Origin of the sequence: Pseudomonas sp. TKO26 (genome assembly GCF_003225665.1) — a bacterium.
GTDB classification, from domain to species: Bacteria; Pseudomonadota; Gammaproteobacteria; order Pseudomonadales; family Pseudomonadaceae; genus Aquipseudomonas; species Aquipseudomonas saponiphila.
Window position 1 is genome coordinate 150688 of sequence record NZ_QKLN01000036.1, and the last position, 23811, is coordinate 174498.

Consider the following 23811-nt stretch of genomic DNA (forward strand, 5'->3'; position numbering starts at 1 on the left):
TAAAAAAATGAACAAGGCTAAGCTCGAATCAAACCCATAACAGCAATAATACCGGGGTGTTTCATGTCTCGCCTGCCGTTAATCGGCATCACCGCCTGCTCCAGGCAGATCGGTCTGCATGCTTATCACATCAGTGGCGACGAGTATGTCCAGGCAGTAGCCAGCGCGGCCCAGGGCGTGCCGGTGATTCTTCCGTCCCTGGCGCAGCTGGTTTCCCCGTCCGATATTCTGGACGGTCTGGACGGCATCCTCTTTACCGGCTCTCCCTCCAATATCGAACCTTTCCATTATCAGGGGCCCGCCAGCGCGCCCGGTACTGCTCATGATTCTGCACGGGATGCAGCGACCCTGCCCCTGCTGGACGCCGCCGTTGCCGCGGGCGTTCCCGTGCTGGGCATCTGCCGCGGGTTTCAGGAAATGAACGTCGCCCTGGGCGGCAGCCTCCACCAGAACGTGCATGAAGTGCAGCCGTTCATGGACCACCGCCATGATGAAGAGGCCGACCAGCCCCTGGATGCCTGGTACGCACCGGCCCATGACGTGCACGTCCAGGCCGGCGGTGTCCTGGCGGGCCTGGGCCTGCCGCAGACGATCCAGGTCAACTCGATTCATGCTCAAGGCGTTGAACGTCTGGCGCCGGGGCTGCGGGTCGAGGCGCTGGCTGCCGACGGCCTGGTCGAGGCCATTTCGGTCGAGGCCAGCAAGGCTTTTGCGTTGGGGGTGCAATGGCACCCCGAATGGCAGGTAAGCTGCAACCCTCACTACCTGGCCATTTTCCAGGCTTTTGGTGATGCCTGCCGCCAGCGGGCAAAACAACGCGACGCCGAAGCGTCACACAACGCCTGACTTAATAGAGAGTCAGGAAACTCAGCCTAGAGGCATTTATGAGTAACAACCTCGACCAGCTCACCGATTGGTTGAAAGACCACAAGATCACAGAAGTCGAATGCATGATCGGCGACCTGACCGGTATCACCCGGGGCAAGATCTCGCCGACCAACAAGTTCATTGCCGAAAAAGGCATGCGCCTGCCCGAGAGCGTGCTGTTGCAGACCGTGACCGGCGACTATGTCGAAGACGACATCTACTACGAACTGCTGGACCCGGCGGATATCGACATGGTCTGCCGCCCGGACCATAACGCGGTGTACCTGGTGCCCTGGGCCATCGAGCCCACGGCCCAGGTGATCCACGACACCTACGACAAGCAGGGCAACCCCATCGAGCTGTCGCCGCGCAACGTCTTGAAGAAAGTCCTCAAGCTCTACGCCGACCACGGCTGGCAGCCGATCGTGGCGCCGGAGATGGAGTTCTACCTGACCAAGCGCAGTGATGACCCCGACTACCCGCTGCAGCCGCCGATCGGCCGCTCCGGCCGCCCGGAAACCGGTCGTCAGTCGTTCTCCATCGAAGCGGCCAACGAATTCGATCCGCTGTTCGAGGACGTCTACGACTGGTGCGAACTGCAGGAGCTGGACCTGGACACGCTGATCCACGAGGACGGCACGGCGCAGATGGAAATCAACTTCCGTCACGGCGATGCCCTGTCCCTGGCCGACCAGATCCTGGTGTTCAAGCGCACCATGCGCGAAGCCGCGCTCAAGCATGATGTGGCCGCCACCTTCATGGCCAAGCCCATGACCGGCGAGCCCGGCAGTGCCATGCACCTGCACCAGAGCATCATCGACATCAACACCGGCAAGAACGTCTTCTCCAACGAGGACGGGACCATGAGCCAGCTGTTCCTCAACCACATCGGCGGTTTGCAGAAGTTCATCCCCGAGCTGCTGCCGCTGTTCGCGCCCAACGTCAACTCGTTCCGCCGCTTCCTGCCGGACACTTCGGCACCGGTGAACGTCGAGTGGGGCGAAGAGAACCGCACCGTGGGCCTGCGGGTGCCGGATGCCGGTCCGCAGAACCGTCGGGTGGAAAACCGCCTGCCGGGTGCCGATGCCAACCCCTACCTGGCGATCGCCGCCAGTCTGTTGTGTGGCTACATCGGCATGGTCGAGGGCCACAACCCGAGTGCGCCGGTGGTCGGGCGCGGCTATGAACGCCGCAACCTGCGTCTGCCGCTGACCATCGAGGACGCTCTGGAGCGTATGGAGAACAGCAAGACCATCGAGAAGTACCTGGGCCAGAAGTTCATCACCGGCTACGTCGCGGTGAAGCGGGCCGAACATGAAAACTTCAAGCGCGTGATCAGTTCGTGGGAGCGGGAATTCCTGTTGTTCGCCGTCTGATTCGCCGGGCGCCACTGCCCGCCAGTGGCGCCTTCACTGACACTTAGGAGAGATTGATGACTCAAAAAAACCCGCAAACCCGCGAGTGGCAAACCCTCAGCAGTGATCACCACCTGGCGCCCTTCAGTGATTTCAAGCAATTGAAAGAAAAGGGACCGCGGATCATCACCCACGCCAAAGGTGTGTATCTCTGGGACAGTGAAGGCAATCAGATTCTCGACGGCATGGCCGGCCTGTGGTGCGTCGCCATCGGCTATGGCCGTGATGAGCTGGCCGATGCCGCCAGCCAGCAAATGCGCGAACTGCCGTACTACAACCTGTTCTTCCAGACCGCGCATCCGCCGGTGCTGGAGTTGTCCAAGGTGATTGCCGAGATCGCGCCGCAAGGCATGAACCATGTGTTCTTCACCGGTTCCGGTTCCGAAGGCAACGACACCATGCTGCGCATGGTCCGCCATTACTGGGCGATCAAGGGCCAGCCGAACAAGAAAACCATCATCAGCCGGGTCAATGGCTACCACGGCTCCACCGTGGCCGGTGCCAGCCTCGGCGGCATGACCTACATGCACGAACAGGGCGACTTGCCGATCCCGGGCATCGTCCATATCCCGCAACCCTACTGGTTCGGCGAGGGCGGCGACATGAGCCCCGACGAGTTCGGCATCTGGGCGGCCAATCAACTGGAAGAAAAGATCCTGGAACTGGGCGTGGACAACGTCGGTGCCTTTATCGCCGAGCCGATCCAGGGCGCCGGTGGCGTGATTGTGCCGCCAGACAGCTACTGGCCGCGGATCAAGGAAATTCTCGCCAAGTACGACATCCTGTTCGTCGCCGACGAGGTGATCTGTGGCTTTGGTCGTACCGGTGAGTGGTTCGGTAGCGATTTCTACGACCTCAAGCCGGACATGATGACCATCGCCAAGGGCCTGACTTCCGGCTACATCCCCATGGGTGGCCTGATCGTGCGTGACGAAGTGGTGGCGGTGCTCAACGAGGGCGGCGACTTCAACCACGGTTTCACCTATTCCGGGCATCCGGTAGCCGCTGCCGTGGCCCTGGAGAACATCCGCATCATGCGCGAGGAAAAAATTATCCAGCGCGTCCATGAAAAAACGGCACCTTATTTGCAGAAACGTCTGCGTGAGCTGAGCGATCATCCGTTGGTGGGCGAGGTTCGCGGGGTTGGTCTGCTGGGGGCGATCGAGCTGGTCAAGGACAAGGCCACCCGGGCGCGCTATCAGGGCCGGGGCGTGGGCATGATCTGTCGCCAGTTCTGTTTCGACAACGGTCTGATCATGCGTGCCGTGGGCGACACCATGATCATTGCCCCGCCGCTGGTGATCAGCGAAGCGGAGATCGACGAGCTGGTAGCCAAGGCGCGCAAGTGCCTGGACCTGACCTTGAGTGCCCTGCAGGGCTGAGTGCTAGGCTTTGAGCGCGGTGCTTGCGGGCACCCTGTTCGAAGCAGGCATAAAGGCCGGTCTTTCCTTGAAAGCCGGCCTTGGATCTTGCCAGACTACCCGCCGTTTTGGTTGCCCGGATATTGGCCGCTGAACGAGTGGTTAAAAAGAATAATTGGAGCATTACGCATGAAGGCATTAGGTATGAAGTTAGCTGGCAAGACCCTCCTCGCCATGTCCCTGATGGGCGTGATGGCGGCGGCAGCGCAAGCGGACGATAAAGTACTGCACGTTTACAACTGGTCCGATTACATCGCTCCGGACACCATCAAGAAGTTTGAAGCCGAGTCGGGCATCAAAGTGGTCTACGACGTGTTCGACAGCAACGAAACCCTGGAAGCCAAGTTGCTCGCCGGCAAATCCGGTTACGACGTGGTAGTGCCTTCCAACAACTTCCTGGCCAAGCAGATCAAGGCCGGCGTCTATCAGGAACTGGACAAGTCCAAGCTGCCGAACTGGAAGAACCTCAACGAATCGCTGCTCAAGGCGGTATCGGTGAGCGACCCGGGCAACAAGCACGCTTTCCCTTACATGTGGGGCTCGATCGGCATCGGTTTCAATGCCGAGAAGGTCAAGGCGGTATTGGGCGCCGACGCACCGACCAACTCCTGGGACCTGCTGTTCAAGCCGGAAAATGCCGAGAAGTTGAAGGCCTGCGGCGTCAGCTTCCTCGACTCGCCAACCGAAATGATTCCGGTGGCGCTGCACTACCTGGGCTACCCGACCGACAGCCAGGACAAGAAGCAACTGGACGAAGCCGAGAAGCTGTTCCTCAAGATCCGTCCTTCGATCGCCTACTTCCACTCGTCCAAGTACATCTCCGACCTGGCTAACGGCAACATCTGCGTCGCCGTCGGCTACTCGGGCGATATCTACCAGGCCAAGGCCCGTGCTGCCGAAGCCGGCGACAAGGTCAAGGTCAGCTACAACATTCCGAAAGAAGGTGCTGGCAGCTTCTACGACATGGTCGCCATCCCTAAAGACGCCGAAAACGTCGAAGGCGCCTACAAGTTCATGACCTTCCTGCAAAAGCCTGAAGTCATGGCCGAAATCACCAACGCCGTGCGTTTCCCCAACGGTAACGCGGCTGCAACCCCGTTGGTCGATAAAGACATCACCAGCGACCCGGGTGTTTACCCGCCAGCTGAAGTCCAGGCCAAGCTGTACGCGATTGCCGACCTGCCGGCCGCGACCCAGCGCATCCTGACCCGCAGCTGGACCAAGATCAAATCCGGCAAATAAGTCGATTTGCAGCACTACCTGTTGCCGTCGTCATGGCGAGGGCGGCAACAGGAAACAATTAAATGACAGAAAGTTTTGCTGGATTGGTTTATCGAGGGTAAGTTGCGCGCCGGTTTTGTTGCTGGGCAGCTCGGAGGCTGTCAGGTAGCGCGGGGCAACTTGGGCCCAACTATTGAAGAGGACCTCCACTTGCCTATTTCTTTATTTCGCAAAGCCATGCTGGTCGCCGCCAGCCTGACGCTGGTGGCTGGCGTCCAGGCTGCACCGTCCGTGCATATTTATAACTGGTCCGACTACATCGGGAAAAACACCCTGGCCGAGTTTGAAAAGGCCACGGGTATCAAGCCGGTGTATGACGTTTTTGATTCCAACGAAACCCTGGAAGGCAAGTTGCTGGCCGGCCGCACCGGTTATGACGTGGTGGTGCCGTCCAACCACTTCCTGGGCAAGCAGATCAAGGCCGGCGCGTTCCAGAAACTCGACAAGAGCTTGCTGCCCAACTATTCGAATCTCGACCCGGCGCTGCTCAAGCGCCTGGAAATGAACGACCCGGGCAACCAGTACGCGGTGCCGTACCTGTGGGGCACCAACGGCATCGGCTACAACGTCGACAAGGTCAAGGCTGTCCTGGGCGTGGACAAGATCGACTCCTGGAGCGTGCTGTTCGAGCCGGAGAACATCAAGAAGCTCAACAGCTGCGGCGTAGCCTTCCTCGACTCCGCCGATGAGATGATGCCCACGGTCCTCAATTACCTGGGCCTGGATGCCAACAGCACCAACCCCCAGGACTACAAGAAGGCCGAGGCCAAGTTGCTGGCGGTGCGTCCCTACGTGACCTACTTCCATTCGTCCAAGTACATCTCGGACCTGGCCAACGGCAACATCTGCGTGGCCATCGGCTTTTCCGGCGACGTGTTCCAGGCCAAGGCCCGGGCCGCCGACGCCGGCAAGGGCGTGAACATCGCCTACGCCATTCCGAAGGAAGGGGGAGCCCTGTGGTTCGACATGCTGGCGATCCCCAAGGATTCGACCAACGTCAAGCAAGCCCACGCCTTCATCAACTACGTACTGCAGCCTGAGGTGATTGCCCAGGTCAGTGACTATGTCGGTTATGCCAACCCCAACCCCGGGTCGGACAAGCTGATGGAGCAGTCCATTCGCACCGACGAAGCGGTTTATCCACCGCAGGCCGTGCTCGACAAGACCTACGTGTCCATCGAGTTGCCAGCCAATATCCAACGCTTGATGACCCGCAGCTGGACCAAGGTCAAGACGGGTAAATAGTTCCACAGGCTCAAACTATCCAAGGTCCGCCCGCGTGGGGCGGGCTGCAAATTTTGTTGGGAGTTTCGCAAATGGCAGTTGCCTCCGGCGCCTATAAGAAAGCCCTCGAGGGCGACCAGACACCTAAGCAGGTGCTGGTCAAGATCGACCGGGTCACGAAGAAGTTCGACGAGACGGTTGCCGTGGACGATGTGTCCCTGGAAATCAAGAAGGGCGAGATTTTCGCCCTGCTCGGCGGTTCGGGTTCGGGCAAGTCCACCTTGCTGCGGATGCTGGCCGGCTTCGAACGGCCAACGGAGGGGCGAATCTTCCTTGATGGCGTGGACATCACCGACATGCCGCCCTACGAGCGGCCGATCAACATGATGTTCCAGTCCTACGCCCTGTTCCCGCACATGACCGTGGCCCAGAACATCGCCTTCGGCCTCAAGCAGGACAAGATTCCTGCCGCCGAGATCGACGCCCGGGTCGCGGAAATGCTCAAGCTGGTGCAGATGAGCCAATACGCCAAGCGCAAGCCGCACCAGCTGTCCGGTGGCCAGCGCCAGCGCGTGGCCCTGGCCCGTTCCCTGGCCAAGCGTCCGAAGTTGTTGCTGCTGGACGAACCCATGGGCGCGCTGGACAAGAAACTGCGTTCGCAGATGCAGCTGGAACTGGTGGAAATCATCGAGCGCGTCGGCGTGACCTGCGTGATGGTGACCCACGACCAGGAAGAAGCCATGACCATGGCTGAACGCATCGCCATCATGCACCTGGGCTGGATCGCCCAGATCGGCAGCCCGATCGACATCTATGAAACCCCGGTCAGCCGCCTGGTCTGCGAATTCATCGGCAACGTCAACATCTTCGAAGGCGAAGTGGTGGACGACGCCGAAGGCCACGCCTTGATCACCTGCAAGGACCTGGACCGCAACATCTACGTTGGCCACGGCATCAGTACCTCGGTGCAGGACAAGTCGGTGACCTACGCGATTCGCCCCGAGAAGCTGCTGGTCACCGCCGAAATGCCGACCTGCGAGAACAACTGGTCCAGCGGCAAGGTGCATGACATCGCCTACCTGGGCGGGCATTCGGTGTTCTACGTCGAGCTGCCGAGCGGCAAGCTGGTGCAGTCCTTCGTCGCCAACGCCGAGCGCCGTGGCGCGCGGCCGACCTGGGGTGACCAGGTCTACGTCTGGTGGGAAGACGACAGCGGCGTGGTACTGCGCTCATGAACATGCGAAAGCTCAAGCGCCGACTCAATCGAATAATTCCCGGTGGCCGCCAGCTGGTCATCGGGGTTCCGTTCATCTGGCTGTTCCTGTTCTTCATGCTGCCGTTCTTCATCGTCCTGAAGATCAGCTTCGCCGAAGCGGACGTGGCCATTCCGCCGTACACCGAGATCTACAGCTACGTCGACCAGAAGCTCCAGGTGCTGCTCAACCTGGGCAACTACGCCATGCTGGGGGACGACGAGCTGTACATCGCCGCCTACCTCGGCTCGCTGAAGATGGCGTTCTTCAGCACCATCCTCTGCCTGCTGATCGGCTACCCGATGGCCTATGCCATCGCCAGTGCCCGCAAAGAGCTGCAGACCGTGCTGGTGCTGCTGATCATGATGCCGACCTGGACCGCGATCCTGATCCGCGTCTATGCCTGGATGGGCATCCTCAGCAACAACGGCCTGCTCAACGGCTTCCTGCTGTCCATGGGCTGGATCAACGAGCCGCTGCAGATCCTCAACACCAACATCGCGGTGTACATCGGCGTGGTCTATTCCTACCTGCCGTTCATGATCCTGCCGCTGTACGCCAACCTGGTGAAGCACGACACCAGCCTGCTGGAGGCCGCTGCCGACCTGGGCTCGAGTACCTTCAACAGCTTCTGGAAGATCACCGTGCCGCTGTCCAAGAACGGCATCATCGCCGGCTGCATGCTGGTGTTCATCCCGGTGGTGGGCGAGTTCGTGATTCCTGAACTGCTGGGCGGCCCGGAAACCCTGATGATCGGCAAGGTGCTGTGGCAAGAGTTCTTCAACAACCGTGACTGGCCGGTGGCGTCCGCCCTGGCGGTGGTGATGCTGGCGATCCTGATTGTGCCGATCATCCTGTTCAACCGCAGTCAGGCCAAGGAAATGGAGGGCAAGGAATGAAGCGCTTCAGTTTCTCCAGCCTGATGCTGGTGTTGGGCCTGTTGTTCATCTACCTGCCGATGCTGATCCTGGTGATCTACTCGTTCAACGCCTCGAAACTGGTGACCGTTTGGGGCGGTTGGTCGATCAACTGGTACATCGGCCTGCTGGACAACACCCAGCTGATGGGCTCGGTGGTGCGTTCCCTGGAGATCGCCTGCTACACCGCCGTGGCGGCGGTGGCCCTGGGTACCCTGGCGGCGTTCGTGCTGACCCGGATCACCCACTTCAAGGGCCGCACCCTGTTCGGTGGCCTGGTGACCGCGCCGCTGGTGATGCCCGAGGTGATCACCGGTCTGTCCTTGCTGCTGCTGTTCGTGGCCATGGCCCAGGCTGTGGGCTGGCCGCAGGAGCGCGGCATCGTCACCATCTGGATCGCCCACACCACGTTCTGCGCGGCCTATGTGGCGGTGGTGGTGTCGGCTCGCCTGCGCGAGCTGGACTTGTCCATCGAAGAGGCGGCCATGGACCTGGGGGCGCGGCCGTGGAAGGTGTTCTTCCTGATCACCATCCCGATGATCGCGCCCTCGCTGGCGGCCGGCGGCATGATGTCCTTTGCCCTGTCCCTGGATGACCTGGTGCTGGCCAGTTTCGTTTCCGGCCCGGGTTCCACCACCTTGCCGATGGAAGTGTTCTCGGCGGTGCGCCTGGGGGTCAAACCGGAGATCAACGCCGTGGCCAGCTTGATCCTGCTGGCGGTGTCCCTGGTGACCTTCCTGGTCTGGTTCTTCAGCCGTCGCGCCGAAGAATCCCGCAAGCGCGCGATCCAGCAGGCCATCGAAGAAAGCGCTGCCGACTCGTGGAAGCAGCCGGACGTGCGTCGGGCCCAGGCATCGGAAACCGTCTGACCTGCGTTGCGTCACCGAAAAAACCTCGCCCCGTGACTGGGAGCGAGGTTTTTTATTGCCAGGAGCCGCCCGTCACGTCGTAGGAGCCGGCTTGCCGGCGAAGGCGTTCGTGAGTGGTATGCAGGGCTTAGCCAGCTACGGGGCGGGGCGGCGTGCCGGTAGCAGCTTCAGGGTGCTGCGGGTATTGGCGGTGACTTCCTCTTCGCTGAAGTGGGCCTGTTGGTAGACGCCCTCGATGTAGGCCTCTGCCTGGTCGTCGTAGTGCTTGTCGAACAGCACGCCGCTCTGACCCACCGGGTTGATGGTCAGGCTGTGGGCCGGGTCGGCGAAGTCGATGATGCGTCGGGTCGAGGGGCCGTAGACCACCGACCAGGGCGCCGGGCCGATCTTGGCAGTGAGGTTGTTCGGCACCTCATGGCTGCCGGGAGCGTCCAGGGGGCCGACGTTGAATACCCGGTCCAGAGGCTTCTGCATCCCCAGGGGATGGCCGTGGGTCAGGGTGTGGGCACTGCCCCAGCGCCACTGCGCCGGGTTGGCGCCGAGGGTCAGGCGCAGGTGGTCGATGCTGGCGCGCCAGGCCAGCTTGACCGTGTCGGCCCGGCTTTCACGCTGTGGCGTGGTGCGGTTGTCCCACCAGGGCGAGTCGGGATCGGCCGCCAGCCGGGGCAGGGCGGCATCCACCACCCGGGCCTGGATCAGCGCGTCGAAGTAGGCGTCACCGAGTTTTTCATGGAAAGTGGCGTTGGCCAGCTCGAACAGGAACTGGTTGAACAGCGTGGCGCTGGTGGAGTCCAGCGGGTAGTCGCCCGGCCACTTGGCCAGTTGCTCCACCAGCTTCAGTTCCTCGGGGTCGCCGACCACTTCCCGCAACACGGGCAGCAGCGGTGCCAGCAGGCGCGGGCCGTAGGCGGTGGTCGTGCCCAGTTGCAGCCTCTGAGTGTTTTCCAGGTCCCATTTCACGCTCTTGTCGCTGAGCTGGCGATCCAGTTGCTGGCCGCGGTCGGCGAGGTTGTAGTAGCCGGGAATCTCCATGCCGGTAGGGGACACCGGTTGGAAGTTGGCCGAGACGATGTAGCCCCGGGGCGGGTTCTCTTCCTGGGGGTTGGCGCTGAAGGGATAGAAGCCTTCCTTGTCGGCCATGCTTGTACTGCCATCGAGTATGAACGCCGGCTTGGCCCCGGCCGGGCGCTTGGGCAGCAGCGCCGCCGCCCACCAGCCGATATCGCCCTTGGCGTTGGCCCAGATGATGTTGAGGCCGGGAGCATGGACCTTGGCCGCCGCAGCGCGGGCCTTGGCCAGGGTGTCGGCGCGGTTGAGCTGGTAGAAACCGTCGAGGATCGGGTTCGGGGTTTCCAGGAAACCCCACCACATGGCCACCGGAGCCTTGCCCACGGTGGTGCCGAGCATGTCGTTGATGATCGGCCCGTGGGGCGAGCGGCGCAGGGTCAGGGTGACCGGGGACTGGCCCTTGACCGCAATCTGCTGCTCGCTGCTGATCAGGTCGACCCACTGGTCACGGAACCAGACCTGATTGGCGTTTTGCGGGTTGACCTTCTCGGCGATCAGGTCGAGATCGTCGTTCTGGAACATGGTCAGGCTCCAGCCGAAATCCAGGTTGTGGCCGAGGAAGGCGAAAGGCACCAGGGCCTGATGATGGCCGTAGAGTTCGAAGCCCGGCGCCGACAGCTGCGCCTCGTACCACACCGACGGCAGGGAATAGCGGATGTGCGGGTCGCCGGCCAGCAGGGGGCGGCCGCTCCTGGTCCGCGTACCGGCCACGGCCCAGGCGTTGCTGCCTTCGAATTGCGGTAGCCCGGCGTCGCTCAGGGCATCCTGGCTCAGGCGGGAGATTCGGCCCAGGTCCTGCCAGTCGACGGCGGCCAGGGGCAGCGCCGGCTGTGGCTTGCCCTTGGCCAGCACGCCCTTGGGTTGCCAGTCGAGGTCGAAGACTTTCAGGTAATCGTTGCCCAGCTGATCGCGGATGTAGGTCAGGAGCGGTTCGGTACGAAAGGCCATGGCGAAGCTGTAGGCCATGAAGCCGGCGACGCTGACGGTGTCCTCGGCGGTGAACGGCCGCTTATGGATGCCCAGGGCATCGAACTCCATGGGGCTGGCATGGCTGTCCTGATATTGGTTGATGCCGTCCAGATAGGCTTCCAGGGCCTTCCACGCCGGAGACTGACGGTCCAGGCCGGCCACGTAGCTGTCGGCGCGCTCGCGGATGCGCAGGCTGCGGAACAGCTTGTCGGTGTCCAGCAGCTTGGGGCCGAGGACTTCTGCCAGCTCGCCCCGGGACAGGCGGCGCAGCATTTCCATCTGGAACAGCCGGTCCTGGGCGTGGACGTAACCCAGGGCGCGATACAGGTCGGCTTCGTTTTCCGCGCGGATGTGCGGCACCCCGCGTTCGTCGTAGCGCACGGTGACCGAGCCTTGCAGGCCACGGATTTCCACCTGGCCCTGACGCGTCGGCTGCTTGCTGTACAGATAACCGGCGGCACCCGCCAGCAGGGCGAGGATCAGGACGGCGACCAGGGTCAGGCTGCGTTTCATGCGGGCTCCTTGCTGTTGTTGTCAGTGCCGCCTTGAGAGCTGCAGAGATTTAGCACAAGTCTTGGGCCGCGGTCAGGAGGCGGTCCTTGAATAGTCGCGAATGCCCTAGTGGGTATTGGCCGGCCAGGGACAATAGCAGCCTACCGCCAGGGTATGGGTGGCATTGATCTGGCGATCGCTGGCCAAGGCCTGGAGGATGGGCTCGATGAAGCTGTTGCTGGAGTTGCAGGTCAGGCCCTCGCTGTAGGGCCCGAAGTAGGCCAGCTTGCCGTTGCGGTCCCAGATCGCCACTGCCGGACTGGCGGGGATCTGTTCGGCGCCGGGCAGGTGGTCGAGGGCTTTCAGGGCGCTCAGGGTCGCGGGCAACTGGCCGTGACTGCCGGGTTTCTGCACCGAGTAGAACTCCACGCCTTGCGGGCCATAGGTGGCAATCAATTCGGCCAGGTGCTGCTGGTTGCCGACGTTGCAGGGGCAGGCCGGGTCCCAGAAATGCACCAGGCGAATGGCCCCGGGGCCGGCCAGTTCGGCGGGCAGTTGCAGCGGGTCGCCGGAAAATACCGCGGTGTGTTCACTGAACGCCCGCAGATAGCGGCCCTGGAACCAGTCGTAGGCGCTCCACAGCACAACGGCGCACATCAGGACGAGCAGGCTGGCAAGCAGGGACGTGCGGTAAGAGTGGCGCATTGAGATCGGTCCTCGAAGGTCGCGTAGCTTGCCATGCTTGTCGCGACAGATGAATATCGCAGGCCCAGAAAGCCCGTTTTGTCCCAATGCCCTCCGTTTTGGAAAAAACCATGTCCGTGAACTTCGACCCCGACCATCTGCGTGCCAGCCTGCAACCCCTGGTGGCCGGGCAGCCCTTGTCGGCCGAGGCTCAGGCTTATCAACGCTTCTACGGGCTGGACTTTGCCGGACGGGCGCTGGTGTCCCAGAGTCGCCTGGGCCGTATCCAGGTGGACGACTACCAGGTGGTCTGCCAGGTCTGGTGGCCGGAGCAGCCGCGGGCGACGCTGTTTCTGTTCCACGGCTTCTACGATCACATGGGTTTGTACCGGCATGTGATCGAGTGGGCGCTGCAGCGCCGCTTCGTGGTGATCTCCTGCGATCTGCCAGGGCACGGCCTGTCCAGCGGCGAGCGCGCCAGCATCGATGACTTCGCGGTGTATCAGCGGGTGCTGCAAGGCCTGTTCGGCGAGGCTCGGGCCCTGGAACTGCCCCAGCCCTGGCACCTGTTCGGGCAAAGCACTGGCGGCGCCATCATCATGGATCACCTGCTCAACCAGGGCGCCGAGAGCCCGGCCCAGGGGCGGGTGGTGCTGCTCTCGCCGCTGGTGCGGCCGCGGGCCTGGGGCTGGTCGATGCTCAGCTACTACGTGCTGCGGCCCTTCGTCACCGGCATTGCCCGACGCTTCAGCGAGAACTCCAATGATCCTGAGTTTCTCGCCTTTCTCCAGGCTGATCCCTTGCAGCCGCTGCGGTTACCCACCGCCTGGGTGGGGGCGCTGTCGCGCTGGATCAAGCGCCTGGAAGCGGCGCCACGCTGTTCCAGGCAGCCGTTGATCGTCCAGGGCGATGCGGACATGACCGTGGACTGGCAGCACAACCTGCAGGTGGTTCGCGACAAGTTCGCCACGCCCGAGGTTCTGATGCTGTCGCAAGCCCGGCACCACCTGGCCAATGAAATTGCGCTGTACCGCGACCAGTATTTCGCCTTTCTCAACCGGTATTTCTGAGTTACCTCGACGACCGCCTGCGAGCGTTGCACGCAGCAGCAATCTGCTGCACGGCCCTGGGCAACCGCTACGGGGGTACTTTGCGTGCAGGAATCAGGGGGCGAGGCTGGAGGTGCTCTGGCCGACCGCCAGGCCGGCGCGAATCGCCGCCAGGGCCGCCTGGTAGTAGGCCTTGCCTTCGCTGGATTCGGCGAAGGTGGCGAACTCTTCCAGCTCGGTGTCGGACAGATCCCGATAGACGTAGAGCAAGGTGTTGTTCAGGTCGTTGCCGATCTGCTGCATCAATCGCTGGCGCTGGCCGTTGAGCATGCCCTGGGCCTGACCGCCGCCCAGCAGGCCGGGGATCATCTGGCTCAGGCTGTCGGCGGCGACCCCGGCAATCGCCAGGCTGACTTCCGCCCCGGCTTCCTTGGCCGGCAGGGCCTGGGCCAGGTGGCCGATGATCAACTGGCGGGTGTCGCTGGCCTGCATCTTCGGCAGGCCCTGGGCGTTCTTGGCCAACTGGTCGCGACGGGTGGCCAGCAGTTCGGCGGCAACGATCTTGCGGCCCAGGGGCGACTGGAAGAAGGCCAGGGCCGGAGCTGGATCGGCCAGGTGCTGGCGCAGTTGGGCTTCGGCACGGCGGTCCACGGCCTGGGGTGCAAAGCGCTGATTGCTGTTGTCCACCAGGGCCTGGTAGACCGCCGGTGGCAGGCTGTTCTGGTAGCGTTGCTGGGCGGCGCTGAGGGCATCGTTGAAATGCGCGCGCTGTTCCGGCCAACCGGCGACCTTGTACAACTGGTCGTGGCTGTCTGCCCAGGCAGGCAAGGCGCAGAACATCAACAGTGAGAAAAGCAAACGGCGCATAAGGACTCCTGTCAGCAGGCGACTATTCTCCGGGGCAAGGCGGTGGTTGTCGAGAATTCGTATCAGCATCGCTCGGCAAACCGATGATGTGTAAGCCCATTGAAAAAAATGCTCGATCCCCCGCTCTGCGGCTCTGTCAGATTTATCTGAGGCTGGATACTATGCGCGCCATGCAAATACCCTCTGATCATCCGCTGTTGTTGAGCATTGTCGACGACCTGGCCGCCCGTGGCTGGTCGCAGCAAAGTGTCTTTCTGTCCGAGGCTCTGACCCTCGAACTGGCGGCCGAGTGCCGTAAACGTGCGGCTGAAGGTGAACTGGCGCCGGCGGCGGTGGGACGCGGCCCAGCCCAGGAGATCCGCGAGGGTATCCGCGGCGACCATATCCAGTGGCTTGAGCCCGGCCAGGCCGAGGCCAGTGATACCTACCTGGGGTTGATGGACAGCCTGCGCGAGGCCCTCAATCGCGGTCTGTTCCTGGGGCTGGAGGACTTTGAGTGCCACTTTGCGATGTATCCGCCAGGGGCATTCTACAAACGCCATGTGGACCGTTTTCGTGACGATGACCGGCGCATGGTGTCGGCGGTGATCTACCTCAATGAGCAGTGGCTGCCCGAGCACGGCGGGCAGTTGCGCATGTACCTCAATGACCAGGGGCAATACGATGTGCTCCCCGTCGGGGGCCGGCTGGTGGTGTTTCTCTCCGGCGAGGTACCCCATGAAGTCCTGCCCGCGACCCGGGAACGCCTGTCCCTGACCGGTTGGTTCCGGCGTCGTGGTAACGAGCCGTTCTGAACATGCACAAGATCCTGGTCAGCCGCTGCCTGTTGGGCCACCGCGTACGCTACGACGGCGGCGCCAGCGGCCCGTTCGACCAACTGGCCGCCTGGCTGCAAGAGGGGCGGGTGGTTGCACTCTGTCCGGAAGTGGCCGGTGGCTTGCCGACGCCACGGGCGGCGGCGGAGATTCCCGGTGGCCAGGGGGGCGATGTGCTTGAGGGACGGGCTCCGGTGATGACCACCGAAGGCGAAGATGTCAGCGCCCAGTTCCTCTCTGGGGCGCGCCAAGCCCTGGAGCTGGTGGAGCAGCACGGGATCCGCGTTGCCGTGCTCAAGGCCAACAGCCCATCTTGCGGCAACCTGCTGACCTATGACGGCACCTTCAGCGGGGTCAGAGTCCCGGGCGAAGGGGTGACCGCAGCATTGCTGATGCAGCACGGGGTCCAGGTCTTCAGCGAACTGCAACTCCCTGAAGCCGCTGCCGCCCTGGCCGCATTGTCCGTGTAGCCGCCTCGCTCCTGCGAGGCGGTGAAAAGCCCCGCAGGGCCTTGCTTGGCGGTCTTGCGCCGAACCCTGGGGTCCGAGCACCGGCGTTCCTTCGGCTCGTTCACAGCCTGCGAAGCGGCCACAGGCCAGGTTTATTGCCCGGCGTCGGTCCTGGGCGGTTTGCTGGCATCCATGCCGAACCATTTCTCCGATAGGGCCATCAGTCGCCCATCGGCCTTGATCCGCTGCAGGGCGCTGTCCAGGCTGGCCTGGAACGCCGGGTTACCTTTCTGGAACGGAATCGCCAGGCTCAGGGTCGGCCCCACCTTGGCCCCTTCCTTCACCGGCAGGCGGCTGTCGCGAATGGCGTAGGGAATCAACAGGCGATCGCTGATGGCGGCGTCGATCTGTTTGTCCGCCACGTCCTTGATCGGTTGCTGGGCATCGGCGTAGCTGCGCAGATTGATCCCTTCCACGGTGCGCGCCTGGTCGACGAACTGGCTGCCCTGAGCCACGCCCAGGGCCTGGCCGCGCAGGGCCTGCAGGGAAAACAGCGGGCGCTGTTCTTCCTTGCGCACGATCAATTGAGCGCTGGAGTAGCTATAGGGCTCGCTGAAATCGAAACGATCCTTGAGTTCCGGGGTCACTGCTATGTGGTTGATGGCCACGTCGAAGCGGCCGCTTTCAACACCGGGCAGCAGGTCGGCGGCAGCCGTCACCACGAAGTCCGGGCGCACATCCAGCTCACTGGCCAGCAACTGTCCCAGCTCCACCTCGAAACCGGTGAGTTTGCCGTCATCCTTGAAGTTGAAGGGTGGCGCATTGGCTTCCAGGGCGATGCGCAGTTCCCCGCGGTCATTGATGTCGTCCATCAGTTCGGCTTGAGCGCAAGTGCTCACAAGGGGCAGCAAAAGTATCAGGCCAGGCAGGAAACGCATGGTCACTCCTTGAATTTATATGAGCGATGCGCCGTTCAGGCTCGCTTTGCTAAGGTGTTGAGTGCCTTCGACAACGAATCGCCACGAAGTTGTCATCACCGTAAAAGAATTGCGGAAAAACTGGAGAAGATAATGAAAATTTTTATGTCTCGTGCGGCCCTGGCCGGGCTGTTGCTTGGTGCCTCGATGCTGGCCGGCGCAGCGGAAATACCGCGCACTGCAGCCCCCGCCGGTGCCAAGGTGTTCATCGTTTCCCCCGCTGATGGGGCCGTTGTGGACAAGACCTTTACCGTCAAGTTCGGCGTTGAGGGCGTCGCCCTGGCCCCGGCCGGTGATCAGACCGCCAACACCGGCCACCATCACCTGTTGATCGACGTCGACCAGCTGCCGGCCGAGAACCTGCCGATTCCGATGGACGCCAACCACCTGCACTTCGGCAAGGCCCAGACCGAAACCGAAGTGACCCTGGCCCCCGGCAAGCACACCCTGCAACTGGAACTGGGCGACAAGAACCACGTGCCGTTCGACCCGGTCATCGTCTCCAAGAAAATCACAGTGACAGTGAAATAATCGTAAATGCCACGCAAAAAAAAGGGAGCCGATCAAGGCTCCCTTTTTTTGCGTGGCTAGCGGCAAGGTTTTAGCTACAAGCTGCAAGTAAGAGCGGGCTCTGGCTTGCAGCTTGAAACTTGCCGCTTGAAGCTGCTCTTAGAACAGCACGCGGCAACGGATGGTGCCGTTGATGTGCTGCAGCTTCTCTTGCGCCAGGTCCGAGTACTCGGCGTCGACGTCGATCACCACGTAGCCGACCTTTTCGTTGGTCTGCAGGAACTGACCGGAGATGTTGATGCCGTTTTCGGCGAAGACCTTGTTGATCTCGCTCATCACGCCCGGGATGTTCTCGTGGATGTGCAGCAGACGGTGCTTGCCAGGGTGGGCCGGCAGCGCCACTTCCGGGAAGTTGACCGAGGATACCGAAGTACCGTTGTCGCTGTACTTGACCAGCTTCTCTGCCACTTCCAGGCCGATGTTGGCCTGGGCTTCAGCGGTGGAACCGCCGATGTGCGGAGTCAGGATCACGTTGTCCAGGCCGCGCAGCGGGCTCTCGAACTCTTCGTCGTTGGAACGCGGCTCGACCGGGAATACGTCGATGGCCGCGCCGATCAGGTGCTTGTCCTTGATCGCCTCCGCCAGGGCGTCCAGCTCGACCACGGTGCCGCGAGCGGCGTTGATCAGGATGCCGCCCTTCTTGATGGCGCGAATTTCCTTCTCACCGATCATCCACTGGGTGGCCGGGGTTTCCGGTACGTGCAGGGTCACGATGTCGGACATGCCCAGCAGTTCGTGCAGGTTGCCCACTTGGGTGGCGTTGCCCAGCGGCAGCTTGGTCACGGTGTCGTAGAAGAACACCTGCATCCCCAGGCCTTCGGCCAGGACCGACAGCTGAGTACCAATGGAGCCGTAACCGACGATACCCAGCTTCTTGCCGCGGATTTCGAAGGAGTTGGCCGCGCTCTTGATCCAGCCGCCACGGTGGCAGGAAGCGTTTTTCTCGGGGATGCCGCGCAGCAGCAGGATGGCCTCGGCCAGCACCAGTTCGGCAACCGAACGGGTGTTGGAGTAAGGCGCGTTGAACACCGCAATGCCGCGTTCGCGAGCGGCGGACAGGTCAACCTGGTTGGTGCCGATGCAGAAGCAGCCCACCGCGACCAGTTTCTTCGCGTGGTCGAAGATTTCTTCGGTCAGTTGAGTGCGGGAGCGAATGCCGATGAAGTGCGCATCGGCGATCTTTTCCTTGAGCTGGGCTTCCGGCAGAGAACCGGTGAGGTACTCGATGCTGGTGTAGCCGGCGGCCTTGAGGACGTCGACAGCGGATTGGTGGACGCCTTCGAGGAGAAGGAACTTGATCTTGCTCTTATCGAGAGAAGTCTTGCTCATCTGCGTAAACCTGTGTCCCGGAGAAAAATGGCAGGGAAATGGACAGCTTGAGCTGACCTGGACGGCATGCAACCGCCACCGCGGAAAGGCCCTTGGGCACTCTCCAGCGGGGGCGGTATGCTAGCATACGCGCCCCGCTAAACACTCATTCCTGCGACGTGAAGCGTTCTCAGGATGACCATGAATTGTTCGAGAGTTCTGTCGATGACCAATCCTGCCCTGATTGATGAACTGAAGACCCTGGTTGAGCCTGGCAAGGTGCTGACCGATGCTGGCTCCCTGGAGGCTTACGGCAAGGATTGGACCAAGCATTTCGCCCCGGCGCCCACGGCCATCGTGTTTCCCAAGACCATCGAACAGGTTCAGGCCATCGTGCGCTGGGCCAATCAGCACCGGGTGGCCCTGGTGCCCTCCGGCGGACGTACCGGCCTGTCGGCCGCCGCCGTGGCAGCCAATGGCGAAGTGGTGGTGTCTTTCGACTATATGAACCAGATTCTCGACCTGAACCTGACGGATCGCACTGCGGTATGCCAGCCGGGCGTGGTCACCGAGCAGTTGCAGAACCTCGCGCAAGAAAACGGCCTCTACTACCCGGTGGATTTCGCTTCGGCAGGTTCCAGCCAGATTGGCGGCAATATCGGCACCAATGCCGGTGGAATCAAGGTCATTCGCTACGGCATGACCCGCAACTGGGTGGCCGGCATGAAGGTGGTCACCGGCAAGGGCGATGTGCTGGAACTGAACAAGGACCTGATCAAGAACGCCACCGGCTATGACCTGCGCCAGCTGTTCATCGGTGCGGAAGGCACTCTGGGGTTTGTGGTCGAGGCCACCATGCGCCTGGATCGGGCGCCGAAGAACCTCACCGCGATGGTGCTCGGCACCGCCGACTTCGATTCCATCATGCCGGTGCTGCACGCCTTCCAGAGCAAGCTCGATCTGACCGCCTTCGAATTTTTCTCCGACAAGGCCCTGGCCAAGGTCCTGGCCCGTGGCGACGTACCGGCACCGTTCGAATCCGACTGCCCGTTCTACGCGCTGCTGGAATTCGAAGCCACCACCGAGGAAGTGGCCAACCAGGCCCTGGAAACCTTCGAGCACTGTGTCGAGCAGGGCTGGGTGCTGGACGGGGTGATGAGCCAGAGCGAAACCCAGTTGCAGAACCTGTGGAAGCTGCGCGAGTACATCTCCGAAACCATCTCCCACTGGACACCCTACAAGAACGACATTTCGGTCACCGTGTCGAAAGTGCCGGCCTTCCTCCAGGAAATCGACGCCATCGTCGGCAAACACTACCCGGATTTCGAAATCGTCTGGTTCGGCCACATTGGCGACGGCAACCTGCACCTGAACATCCTCAAGCCGGACAACCTGAGCAAGGACGAGTTCTTTGCCAAGTGCGCCACGGTCAACAAGTGGGTGTTCGAAACCGTCGAAAAGTACAACGGTTCGATTTCCGCCGAACACGGCGTGGGCATGACCAAGCGCGATTACCTGACCTACAGCCGCTCGCCGGTGGAGATCGAGTACATGAAGGCGGTCAAGGCAGTGTTCGATCCCAACGGCATCATGAACCCGGGCAAGATCTTCGCCGTTTGAGCGCAAGCGGCACCCTGATGAAGCACACAAGCAGGAGTCGGTAATGAGCTATCAGCACCAGTATGTCGACGGTACCCGGATCCATTTTCCGGTAGGCAAGTTGGTATGCATCGGCCGCAACTACGCCGAGCACGCCCGGGAATTGGACAACCCGGTTCCTACCGAACCCCTGCTGTTTATCAAGCCGGGCAGTTGTGTGGTGCCGCTGGAAGGTGGTTTCGCCATTCCCACCGAGCGTGGCTCGGTGCACTACGAGGCGGAGATTGCGGTGTTGATCGGCAAGCCGCTGTCCACCCAGCCCAGTCGTGAAGAGGTGCTGGACGCCATCTCCGGTTTTGCCCCGGCGCTGGACCTGACCCTGCGGGACAAGCAGGCCGAGCTGAAGGCCAAGGGCCTGCCGTGGGAGATTTCCAAGTGCTTCGATGGGGCGGCGGTCCTGGCGCCCTTCGTGGTGAGCAGCAGCTTTGCCGACCTGGCCGACATCGGCATCCGCCTGACCATCAACGGTCAAGTGCGCCAGGACGGTAACAGCAGCGCCATGCTCAATCCCATCGTGCCGATGATTCAGTACATGGCCGGTTGCTTCTCCTTGCAGGCCGGCGACGTCATTCTCACCGGCACACCGGTGGGGGTTGGCCCACTGAATGTCGGTGACGAGCTGGTGCTGGAGTTGCCGGGCGTCAGTCGTTTCACCAGCAGCGTCCGTTGATCTGAATCTCTTTGCGCTGGCCCCCTAATCCAGGGCTCGGCGCAGAGAGCTCAGCGAGCTTTAACCGGTTTTTCACATTTACTCCGGATAATTCCGATGCTTATGGTTCGCGGATCCGAAATTCGTGTGCTATTACCATTGGCCGAGCTTCTGGAATCTGTGTGATGGACGCCCACCTACTACCCAAACCTCACCCTGTCCGCCGCTTGCGCCTGCGCATGCGCTGGTACTCCTGGCTGCTGCTGGCCGGTGTGATCTGCTATGGCGTTGCCAGTGTCATGCACTGGGATGATCGTGGCGCGCTTTGGGTTCAGGAAGGCTTTGTCAGCAGCGCTGAGCGTAACGCCAGTGTCTGGTTGCCCAGTTACCGGACGGTCATCGATGCCAAGGCCCTGCCGGGGATGGAGCGCGATGAAGCCTCCGACCTTTCCTACAATCCGCACACCAAAACCCTGTTTTCAGTGATGGGCAAGAATCCGTTCCTGGTGGAACTGACCCTGCAAGGCGACGTCCTGCGTAAAATGCCGCTGGTGGGTTGGAACAATCCGGAAGGGGTGGCAGTCCTGGAAAACGGCCTGCTGGCGATCGTCGATGAGCGCCAGCATTCGCTGGTGATCGTCAAGGTCGACGGCAACACCCAAGAGCTGAATATCGCTGATTTCCCCCAGTACGATCTGGGTCCTTCGAAAGACCAGAACAAGGCGTTCGAAGCCATCGCCTGGAACCCGCGCAAGCAGCAACTGCTGCTGGGTGAGGAGCGTCCCCCGGCGTTGTTCACCTGGAGCAGCGATGGCAGTCAGGTGCTCAAGGGCGACAAGCAGAAGCTGGCCAGCGACGAACTCGATCTGCGCAACCTCTCGGCCCTGGGCATCGACCCGCGGACCGGTCATGTCTTGGTGTTGTCCGCCGACTCCCACCTGCTGCTGGAACTGGACGAGCAGGGCGAGCAAGTCAGCTTCATGGCCTTGCTCGGCGGCTTCAACGGCTTGAAAAAAACCATTCCCCGGGCCGAAGGCGTGGCCATGGATGAAGCCGGCAACCTGTACATGGTCAGCGAGCCCAACCTGTTCTATCGCTTCGAGAAGCAGTGAGTCCCGGGCTCGGCGCCTGAGCCGGGCCACTCGCGGCATTAAGCTTGAATTCAGTCGGCTGTGATATTTCATGCGCCTGTCCTGATTTCGAGCCTGTCCGCCATGTATCGCCTGCCCCGTCTGCAACCCCTCTACCTGATTCTCGGCCTGATGGCCGCGCTGCTGGCGGCGTTTGTCCACAACCACCGGTTGTGGCAGCGCGCCTGGTTCGACTGGCAAGCCTACTGGCAGGTAGCAGCCCCCGAGTCCCTGGGGCTGGGCGACTATCGGGTGGTGCTGGAGGCGCAGCCGATCAAGGGCCTGGACGAAGTCTCGGCGCTGACCTACGACCCCTTGCGCAATAGCCTGTTTACCGTGACCAACAAGAATGCCGAGCTGGTCGAGCTGTCCCTGGACGGGCAGGTCCTGCGGCGCATTGCCCTGGTGGGCTTCGGGGATCCGGAGGCGGTGGAGTTCATCAGCGCCAATACCTATGTAATCAGCGATGAGCGGCAGCAGCGGTTGATCAAGATCCAGCTGGACGACGAAACCACCGTGGTGGACGCGGCACAGGCCGAGCAGATCACCCTCGGCGTGCACCTTTCGGGGAACAAGGGCTTCGAAGGCCTGGCTTACGATTCACAGGGCCAGCGCCTGTTCGTCGCCAAGGAGCGCGACCCGATGCTGATCTATGAAGTGCAGGGCTTCCCCCATCACGATCCGGAAAAATCCTACGGGGTGCATGTGCTGAATAACCCCAAACGGGATGCCGGGCTCTTTGTGCGCGATCTTTCCAGCCTGCAATACGACGAGCGCAGCGGCCATCTGCTGGCCCTGTCGGACGAATCTCGCTTGGTGGTGGAACTGGACGTGGACGGGCGCCCGCTCAGCACCCTGGCATTGGGCAAGGGCCACCAGGGCTTGAGCAAGTCGGTGCCCCAGGCCGAGGGAATGGCCATGGATGACGCTGGCAGCCTGTACCTGGTGAGCGAGCCGAACCTGTTCTACGTCTTCAAGAAACCCATGTAGGAGCTGGCTTGCCAGCGAAGCGGCCTTGCGCCGTCCACGCTGGCAAACCGGCGGCTCAGGCCTTGAGGGTTTTCACCCCTTCAGCGGTGCCCAGCAGCAGTACATCGGCAGGGCGCGCGGCGAACAGGCCGTTGGTGACCACGCCGACGATGGCGTTGATCTGGCTTTCCAGTTCCACCGGGTTGGTGATCTGCATGTTGTGCACGTCGAGGATGATGTTGCCGTTGTCGGTGATCACGCCTTCGCGGTACACCGGGTCGCCGCCCAGCTTCACCAGCTCACGGGCCACGTGGCTGCGGGCCATCGGGATCACTTCCACCGGCAGCGGGAAGTTGCCCAGCACCGGCACCAGCTTGCTGGCGTCGGCGATGCAGATGAAGGTCTTGGCCACGGCGGCGACGATCTTTTCCCGGGTCAGGGCGGCGCCGCCACCCTTGATCAGGTTCAGGTGCTCGTCGCTTTCGTCGGCGCCGTCGATGTAGAACTCCAGGTCGCTGACGGTATTGAGCTCGTACACCGGAATCCCGTGGCCCTTGAGGCGCGCGGCGGTGGCTTCGGAGCTGGCCACGGCGCCGTCGAAGGCAGCCTTGTGCAGGGCCAGGGCGTCGATGAAGCAGTTGGCGGTGGAGCCGGTGCCGACCCCGACGATGCTCTTGTCATCGAGTTTCGGGAGGATAAGGTCGACGGCGGCCTGGGCGACGGCCTGTTTGAGTTGATCCTGGGTCATGCGGGCTCCGAAGCGGGCAAGGGGGGCACAAAGGCCGGCATTATAGGCGCCGTGGCAGATCAGGTCATTGCCCGTTTGGCTAATCGGCCGGGGTGGACGGGCGGTTCGCATGGCGGGGGAGAGGTGGCGAGGGCGCTGGCTAAAACCTCGGTATTCGTGTG

At 62.1% G+C, this 23811-nt stretch carries 22 protein-coding genes; 16 read left to right on the forward strand and 6 right to left on the reverse strand.

Annotated features, from left to right (window positions below; all coding sequences use genetic code 11):
- The first annotated feature begins 63 nt into the window (after positions 1-63).
- From DNK59_RS25000 to DNK59_RS25035, 8 genes are all read left to right on the forward strand, one after another.
- A complete protein-coding gene (locus DNK59_RS25000) occupies positions 64-846 on the forward strand; it encodes a gamma-glutamyl-gamma-aminobutyrate hydrolase family protein (RefSeq protein ID WP_110724971.1) in 783 nt (260 codons plus the stop codon).
- Between the two features lie 38 nt (positions 847-884).
- Positions 885-2243 carry a glutamine synthetase family protein gene (locus tag DNK59_RS25005; protein ID WP_060841608.1) on the forward strand — a complete coding sequence of 453 codons (1359 nt, stop codon included), beginning with the start codon at positions 885-887 and terminating at the stop codon, positions 2241-2243.
- A 56-nt stretch (positions 2244-2299) separates the two neighbouring features.
- Positions 2300-3664 carry an aspartate aminotransferase family protein gene (locus tag DNK59_RS25010; protein ID WP_110724972.1) on the forward strand — a complete coding sequence of 455 codons (1365 nt, stop codon included), beginning with the start codon at positions 2300-2302 and terminating at the stop codon, positions 3662-3664.
- 183 nt (positions 3665-3847) lie between these two features.
- Complete coding sequence (locus tag DNK59_RS25015) at positions 3848-4945, forward strand: polyamine ABC transporter substrate-binding protein (protein ID WP_092308576.1); 1098 nt, start codon at positions 3848-3850, stop codon at positions 4943-4945.
- A gap of 189 nt (positions 4946-5134) precedes the next feature.
- Positions 5135-6229: a polyamine ABC transporter substrate-binding protein gene (locus tag DNK59_RS25020; protein WP_092308579.1), complete on the forward strand. Its 1095-nt coding sequence runs from the start codon at positions 5135-5137 to the stop codon at positions 6227-6229.
- Positions 6230-6300: 71 nt separating this feature from the next.
- The gene (locus DNK59_RS25025) at positions 6301-7443 is read left to right on the forward strand and encodes an ABC transporter ATP-binding protein (RefSeq protein ID WP_110724973.1); all 1143 of its coding nucleotides are present in this window, start codon (positions 6301-6303) and stop codon (positions 7441-7443) included.
- A gap of 35 nt (positions 7444-7478) precedes the next feature.
- The gene (locus DNK59_RS25030; RefSeq protein WP_177431301.1) at positions 7479-8360 is read left to right on the forward strand and encodes an ABC transporter permease subunit; all 882 of its coding nucleotides are present in this window, start codon (positions 7479-7481) and stop codon (positions 8358-8360) included.
- Positions 8357-9247 (forward strand): ABC transporter permease subunit, encoded by an 891-nt coding sequence (locus tag DNK59_RS25035; RefSeq protein WP_092308594.1) that lies wholly within the window; start codon positions 8357-8359, stop codon positions 9245-9247. Before DNK59_RS25030 ends, DNK59_RS25035 begins: the two co-directional genes overlap by 4 nt.
- Positions 9248-9382: 135 nt before the next feature.
- Here the strand turns inward: DNK59_RS25035 and DNK59_RS25040 are convergent, their stop codons facing one another.
- Both DNK59_RS25040 and DNK59_RS25045 read right to left on the reverse strand, forming a co-directional pair.
- The gene (locus DNK59_RS25040; RefSeq protein WP_110724974.1) at positions 9383-11797 is read right to left on the reverse strand and encodes a penicillin acylase family protein; all 2415 of its coding nucleotides are present in this window, start codon (positions 11795-11797) and stop codon (positions 9383-9385) included.
- Between the two features lie 105 nt (positions 11798-11902).
- The gene (locus DNK59_RS25045) at positions 11903-12481 is read right to left on the reverse strand and encodes a DUF6436 domain-containing protein (protein WP_110724975.1); all 579 of its coding nucleotides are present in this window, start codon (positions 12479-12481) and stop codon (positions 11903-11905) included.
- A gap of 110 nt (positions 12482-12591) precedes the next feature.
- Between DNK59_RS25045 and DNK59_RS25050 the strand changes: the two genes are divergently transcribed.
- A complete protein-coding gene (locus DNK59_RS25050) occupies positions 12592-13530 on the forward strand; it encodes an alpha/beta hydrolase (RefSeq protein WP_110724976.1) in 939 nt (312 codons plus the stop codon).
- Between the two features lie 93 nt (positions 13531-13623).
- Here the strand turns inward: DNK59_RS25050 and DNK59_RS25055 are convergent, their stop codons facing one another.
- Positions 13624-14376 (reverse strand): DUF2059 domain-containing protein, encoded by a 753-nt coding sequence (locus tag DNK59_RS25055; protein WP_016963463.1) that lies wholly within the window; start codon positions 14374-14376, stop codon positions 13624-13626.
- Positions 14377-14537: 161 nt separating this feature from the next.
- Here DNK59_RS25055 and DNK59_RS25060 point away from each other — a divergent pair, with 161 nt between their 5' ends.
- Together DNK59_RS25060 and DNK59_RS25065 are read left to right on the forward strand one after the other, a co-directional pair.
- Complete coding sequence (locus tag DNK59_RS25060; protein WP_177431297.1) at positions 14538-15170, forward strand: 2OG-Fe(II) oxygenase; 633 nt, start codon at positions 14538-14540, stop codon at positions 15168-15170.
- 2 nt (positions 15171-15172) lie between these two features.
- Complete coding sequence (locus tag DNK59_RS25065) at positions 15173-15661, forward strand: DUF523 domain-containing protein (protein WP_110724977.1); 489 nt, start codon at positions 15173-15175, stop codon at positions 15659-15661.
- A 131-nt stretch (positions 15662-15792) separates the two neighbouring features.
- Here DNK59_RS25065 and DNK59_RS25070 read toward each other — a convergent pair whose 3' ends face one another.
- Positions 15793-16578: a transporter substrate-binding domain-containing protein gene (locus tag DNK59_RS25070; RefSeq protein WP_092308611.1), complete on the reverse strand. Its 786-nt coding sequence runs from the start codon at positions 16576-16578 to the stop codon at positions 15793-15795.
- Between the two features lie 132 nt (positions 16579-16710).
- On the opposite strand from DNK59_RS25070, the gene DNK59_RS25075 reads away from it, so the two are divergent.
- Complete coding sequence (locus tag DNK59_RS25075; protein ID WP_110724978.1) at positions 16711-17148, forward strand: DUF4399 domain-containing protein; 438 nt, start codon at positions 16711-16713, stop codon at positions 17146-17148.
- A 138-nt stretch (positions 17149-17286) separates the two neighbouring features.
- On the opposite strand, the gene serA is transcribed toward DNK59_RS25075, so the two are convergent.
- Entirely contained in the window at positions 17287-18516 is a 1230-nt protein-coding gene (gene serA / locus DNK59_RS25080) for a phosphoglycerate dehydrogenase (RefSeq protein ID WP_092308619.1), read from the reverse strand.
- A gap of 204 nt (positions 18517-18720) precedes the next feature.
- On the opposite strand from serA, the gene DNK59_RS25090 reads away from it, so the two are divergent.
- The 4 genes from DNK59_RS25090 to DNK59_RS25105 all read left to right on the forward strand — a co-directional run bounded on the left by DNK59_RS25090 (position 18721) and on the right by DNK59_RS25105 (position 22923).
- Positions 18721-20115, forward strand: a complete 1395-nt coding sequence (locus DNK59_RS25090; RefSeq protein WP_042940671.1) for an FAD-binding oxidoreductase — start codon at positions 18721-18723, stop codon at positions 20113-20115.
- A 43-nt stretch (positions 20116-20158) separates the two neighbouring features.
- Entirely contained in the window at positions 20159-20824 is a 666-nt protein-coding gene (locus DNK59_RS25095; protein ID WP_092308622.1) for a fumarylacetoacetate hydrolase family protein, read from the forward strand.
- Positions 20825-20988: 164 nt separating this feature from the next.
- Positions 20989-21915 (forward strand): SdiA-regulated domain-containing protein, encoded by a 927-nt coding sequence (locus tag DNK59_RS25100; protein WP_110724979.1) that lies wholly within the window; start codon positions 20989-20991, stop codon positions 21913-21915.
- Between the two features lie 102 nt (positions 21916-22017).
- Complete coding sequence (locus DNK59_RS25105; protein ID WP_110725059.1) at positions 22018-22923, forward strand: SdiA-regulated domain-containing protein; 906 nt, start codon at positions 22018-22020, stop codon at positions 22921-22923.
- A 55-nt stretch (positions 22924-22978) separates the two neighbouring features.
- On the opposite strand, the gene rpiA is transcribed toward DNK59_RS25105, so the two are convergent.
- Positions 22979-23650 carry a ribose-5-phosphate isomerase RpiA gene (rpiA, locus tag DNK59_RS25110; RefSeq protein ID WP_092308634.1) on the reverse strand — a complete coding sequence of 224 codons (672 nt, stop codon included), beginning with the start codon at positions 23648-23650 and terminating at the stop codon, positions 22979-22981.
- Between the last annotated feature and the right edge of the window lie 161 nt (positions 23651-23811).

Coding starts and splice junctions, on each gene's coding strand:
- DNK59_RS25065 (WP_110724977.1), top strand. CDS start 15,173: ATGCACAAGATCCTGGTCAGCCGCTGCCTGTTGGGCCACCGCGTACGC.
- DNK59_RS25105 (WP_110725059.1), top strand. CDS start 22,018: ATGTATCGCCTGCCCCGTCTGCAACCCCTCTACCTGATTCTCGGCCTG.
- DNK59_RS25005 (WP_060841608.1), top strand. CDS start 885: ATGAGTAACAACCTCGACCAGCTCACCGATTGGTTGAAAGACCACAAG.
- DNK59_RS25090 (WP_042940671.1), top strand. CDS start 18,721: ATGACCAATCCTGCCCTGATTGATGAACTGAAGACCCTGGTTGAGCCT.
- DNK59_RS25070 (WP_092308611.1), bottom strand. CDS start 16,578: ATGCGTTTCCTGCCTGGCCTGATACTTTTGCTGCCCCTTGTGAGCACT.
- rpiA (WP_092308634.1), bottom strand. CDS start 23,650: ATGACCCAGGATCAACTCAAACAGGCCGTCGCCCAGGCCGCCGTCGAC.
- DNK59_RS25040 (WP_110724974.1), bottom strand. CDS start 11,797: ATGAAACGCAGCCTGACCCTGGTCGCCGTCCTGATCCTCGCCCTGCTG.
- DNK59_RS25060 (WP_177431297.1), top strand. CDS start 14,538: ATGCGCGCCATGCAAATACCCTCTGATCATCCGCTGTTGTTGAGCATT.
- DNK59_RS25045 (WP_110724975.1), bottom strand. CDS start 12,481: ATGCGCCACTCTTACCGCACGTCCCTGCTTGCCAGCCTGCTCGTCCTG.
- serA (WP_092308619.1), bottom strand. CDS start 18,516: ATGAGCAAGACTTCTCTCGATAAGAGCAAGATCAAGTTCCTTCTCCTC.
- DNK59_RS25050 (WP_110724976.1), top strand. CDS start 12,592: ATGTCCGTGAACTTCGACCCCGACCATCTGCGTGCCAGCCTGCAACCC.
- DNK59_RS25015 (WP_092308576.1), top strand. CDS start 3,848: ATGAAGTTAGCTGGCAAGACCCTCCTCGCCATGTCCCTGATGGGCGTG.
- DNK59_RS25100 (WP_110724979.1), top strand. CDS start 20,989: ATGGACGCCCACCTACTACCCAAACCTCACCCTGTCCGCCGCTTGCGC.
- DNK59_RS25025 (WP_110724973.1), top strand. CDS start 6,301: ATGGCAGTTGCCTCCGGCGCCTATAAGAAAGCCCTCGAGGGCGACCAG.
- DNK59_RS25000 (WP_110724971.1), top strand. CDS start 64: ATGTCTCGCCTGCCGTTAATCGGCATCACCGCCTGCTCCAGGCAGATC.
- DNK59_RS25035 (WP_092308594.1), top strand. CDS start 8,357: ATGAAGCGCTTCAGTTTCTCCAGCCTGATGCTGGTGTTGGGCCTGTTG.
- DNK59_RS25075 (WP_110724978.1), top strand. CDS start 16,711: ATGAAAATTTTTATGTCTCGTGCGGCCCTGGCCGGGCTGTTGCTTGGT.
- DNK59_RS25095 (WP_092308622.1), top strand. CDS start 20,159: ATGAGCTATCAGCACCAGTATGTCGACGGTACCCGGATCCATTTTCCG.
- DNK59_RS25010 (WP_110724972.1), top strand. CDS start 2,300: ATGACTCAAAAAAACCCGCAAACCCGCGAGTGGCAAACCCTCAGCAGT.
- DNK59_RS25055 (WP_016963463.1), bottom strand. CDS start 14,376: ATGCGCCGTTTGCTTTTCTCACTGTTGATGTTCTGCGCCTTGCCTGCC.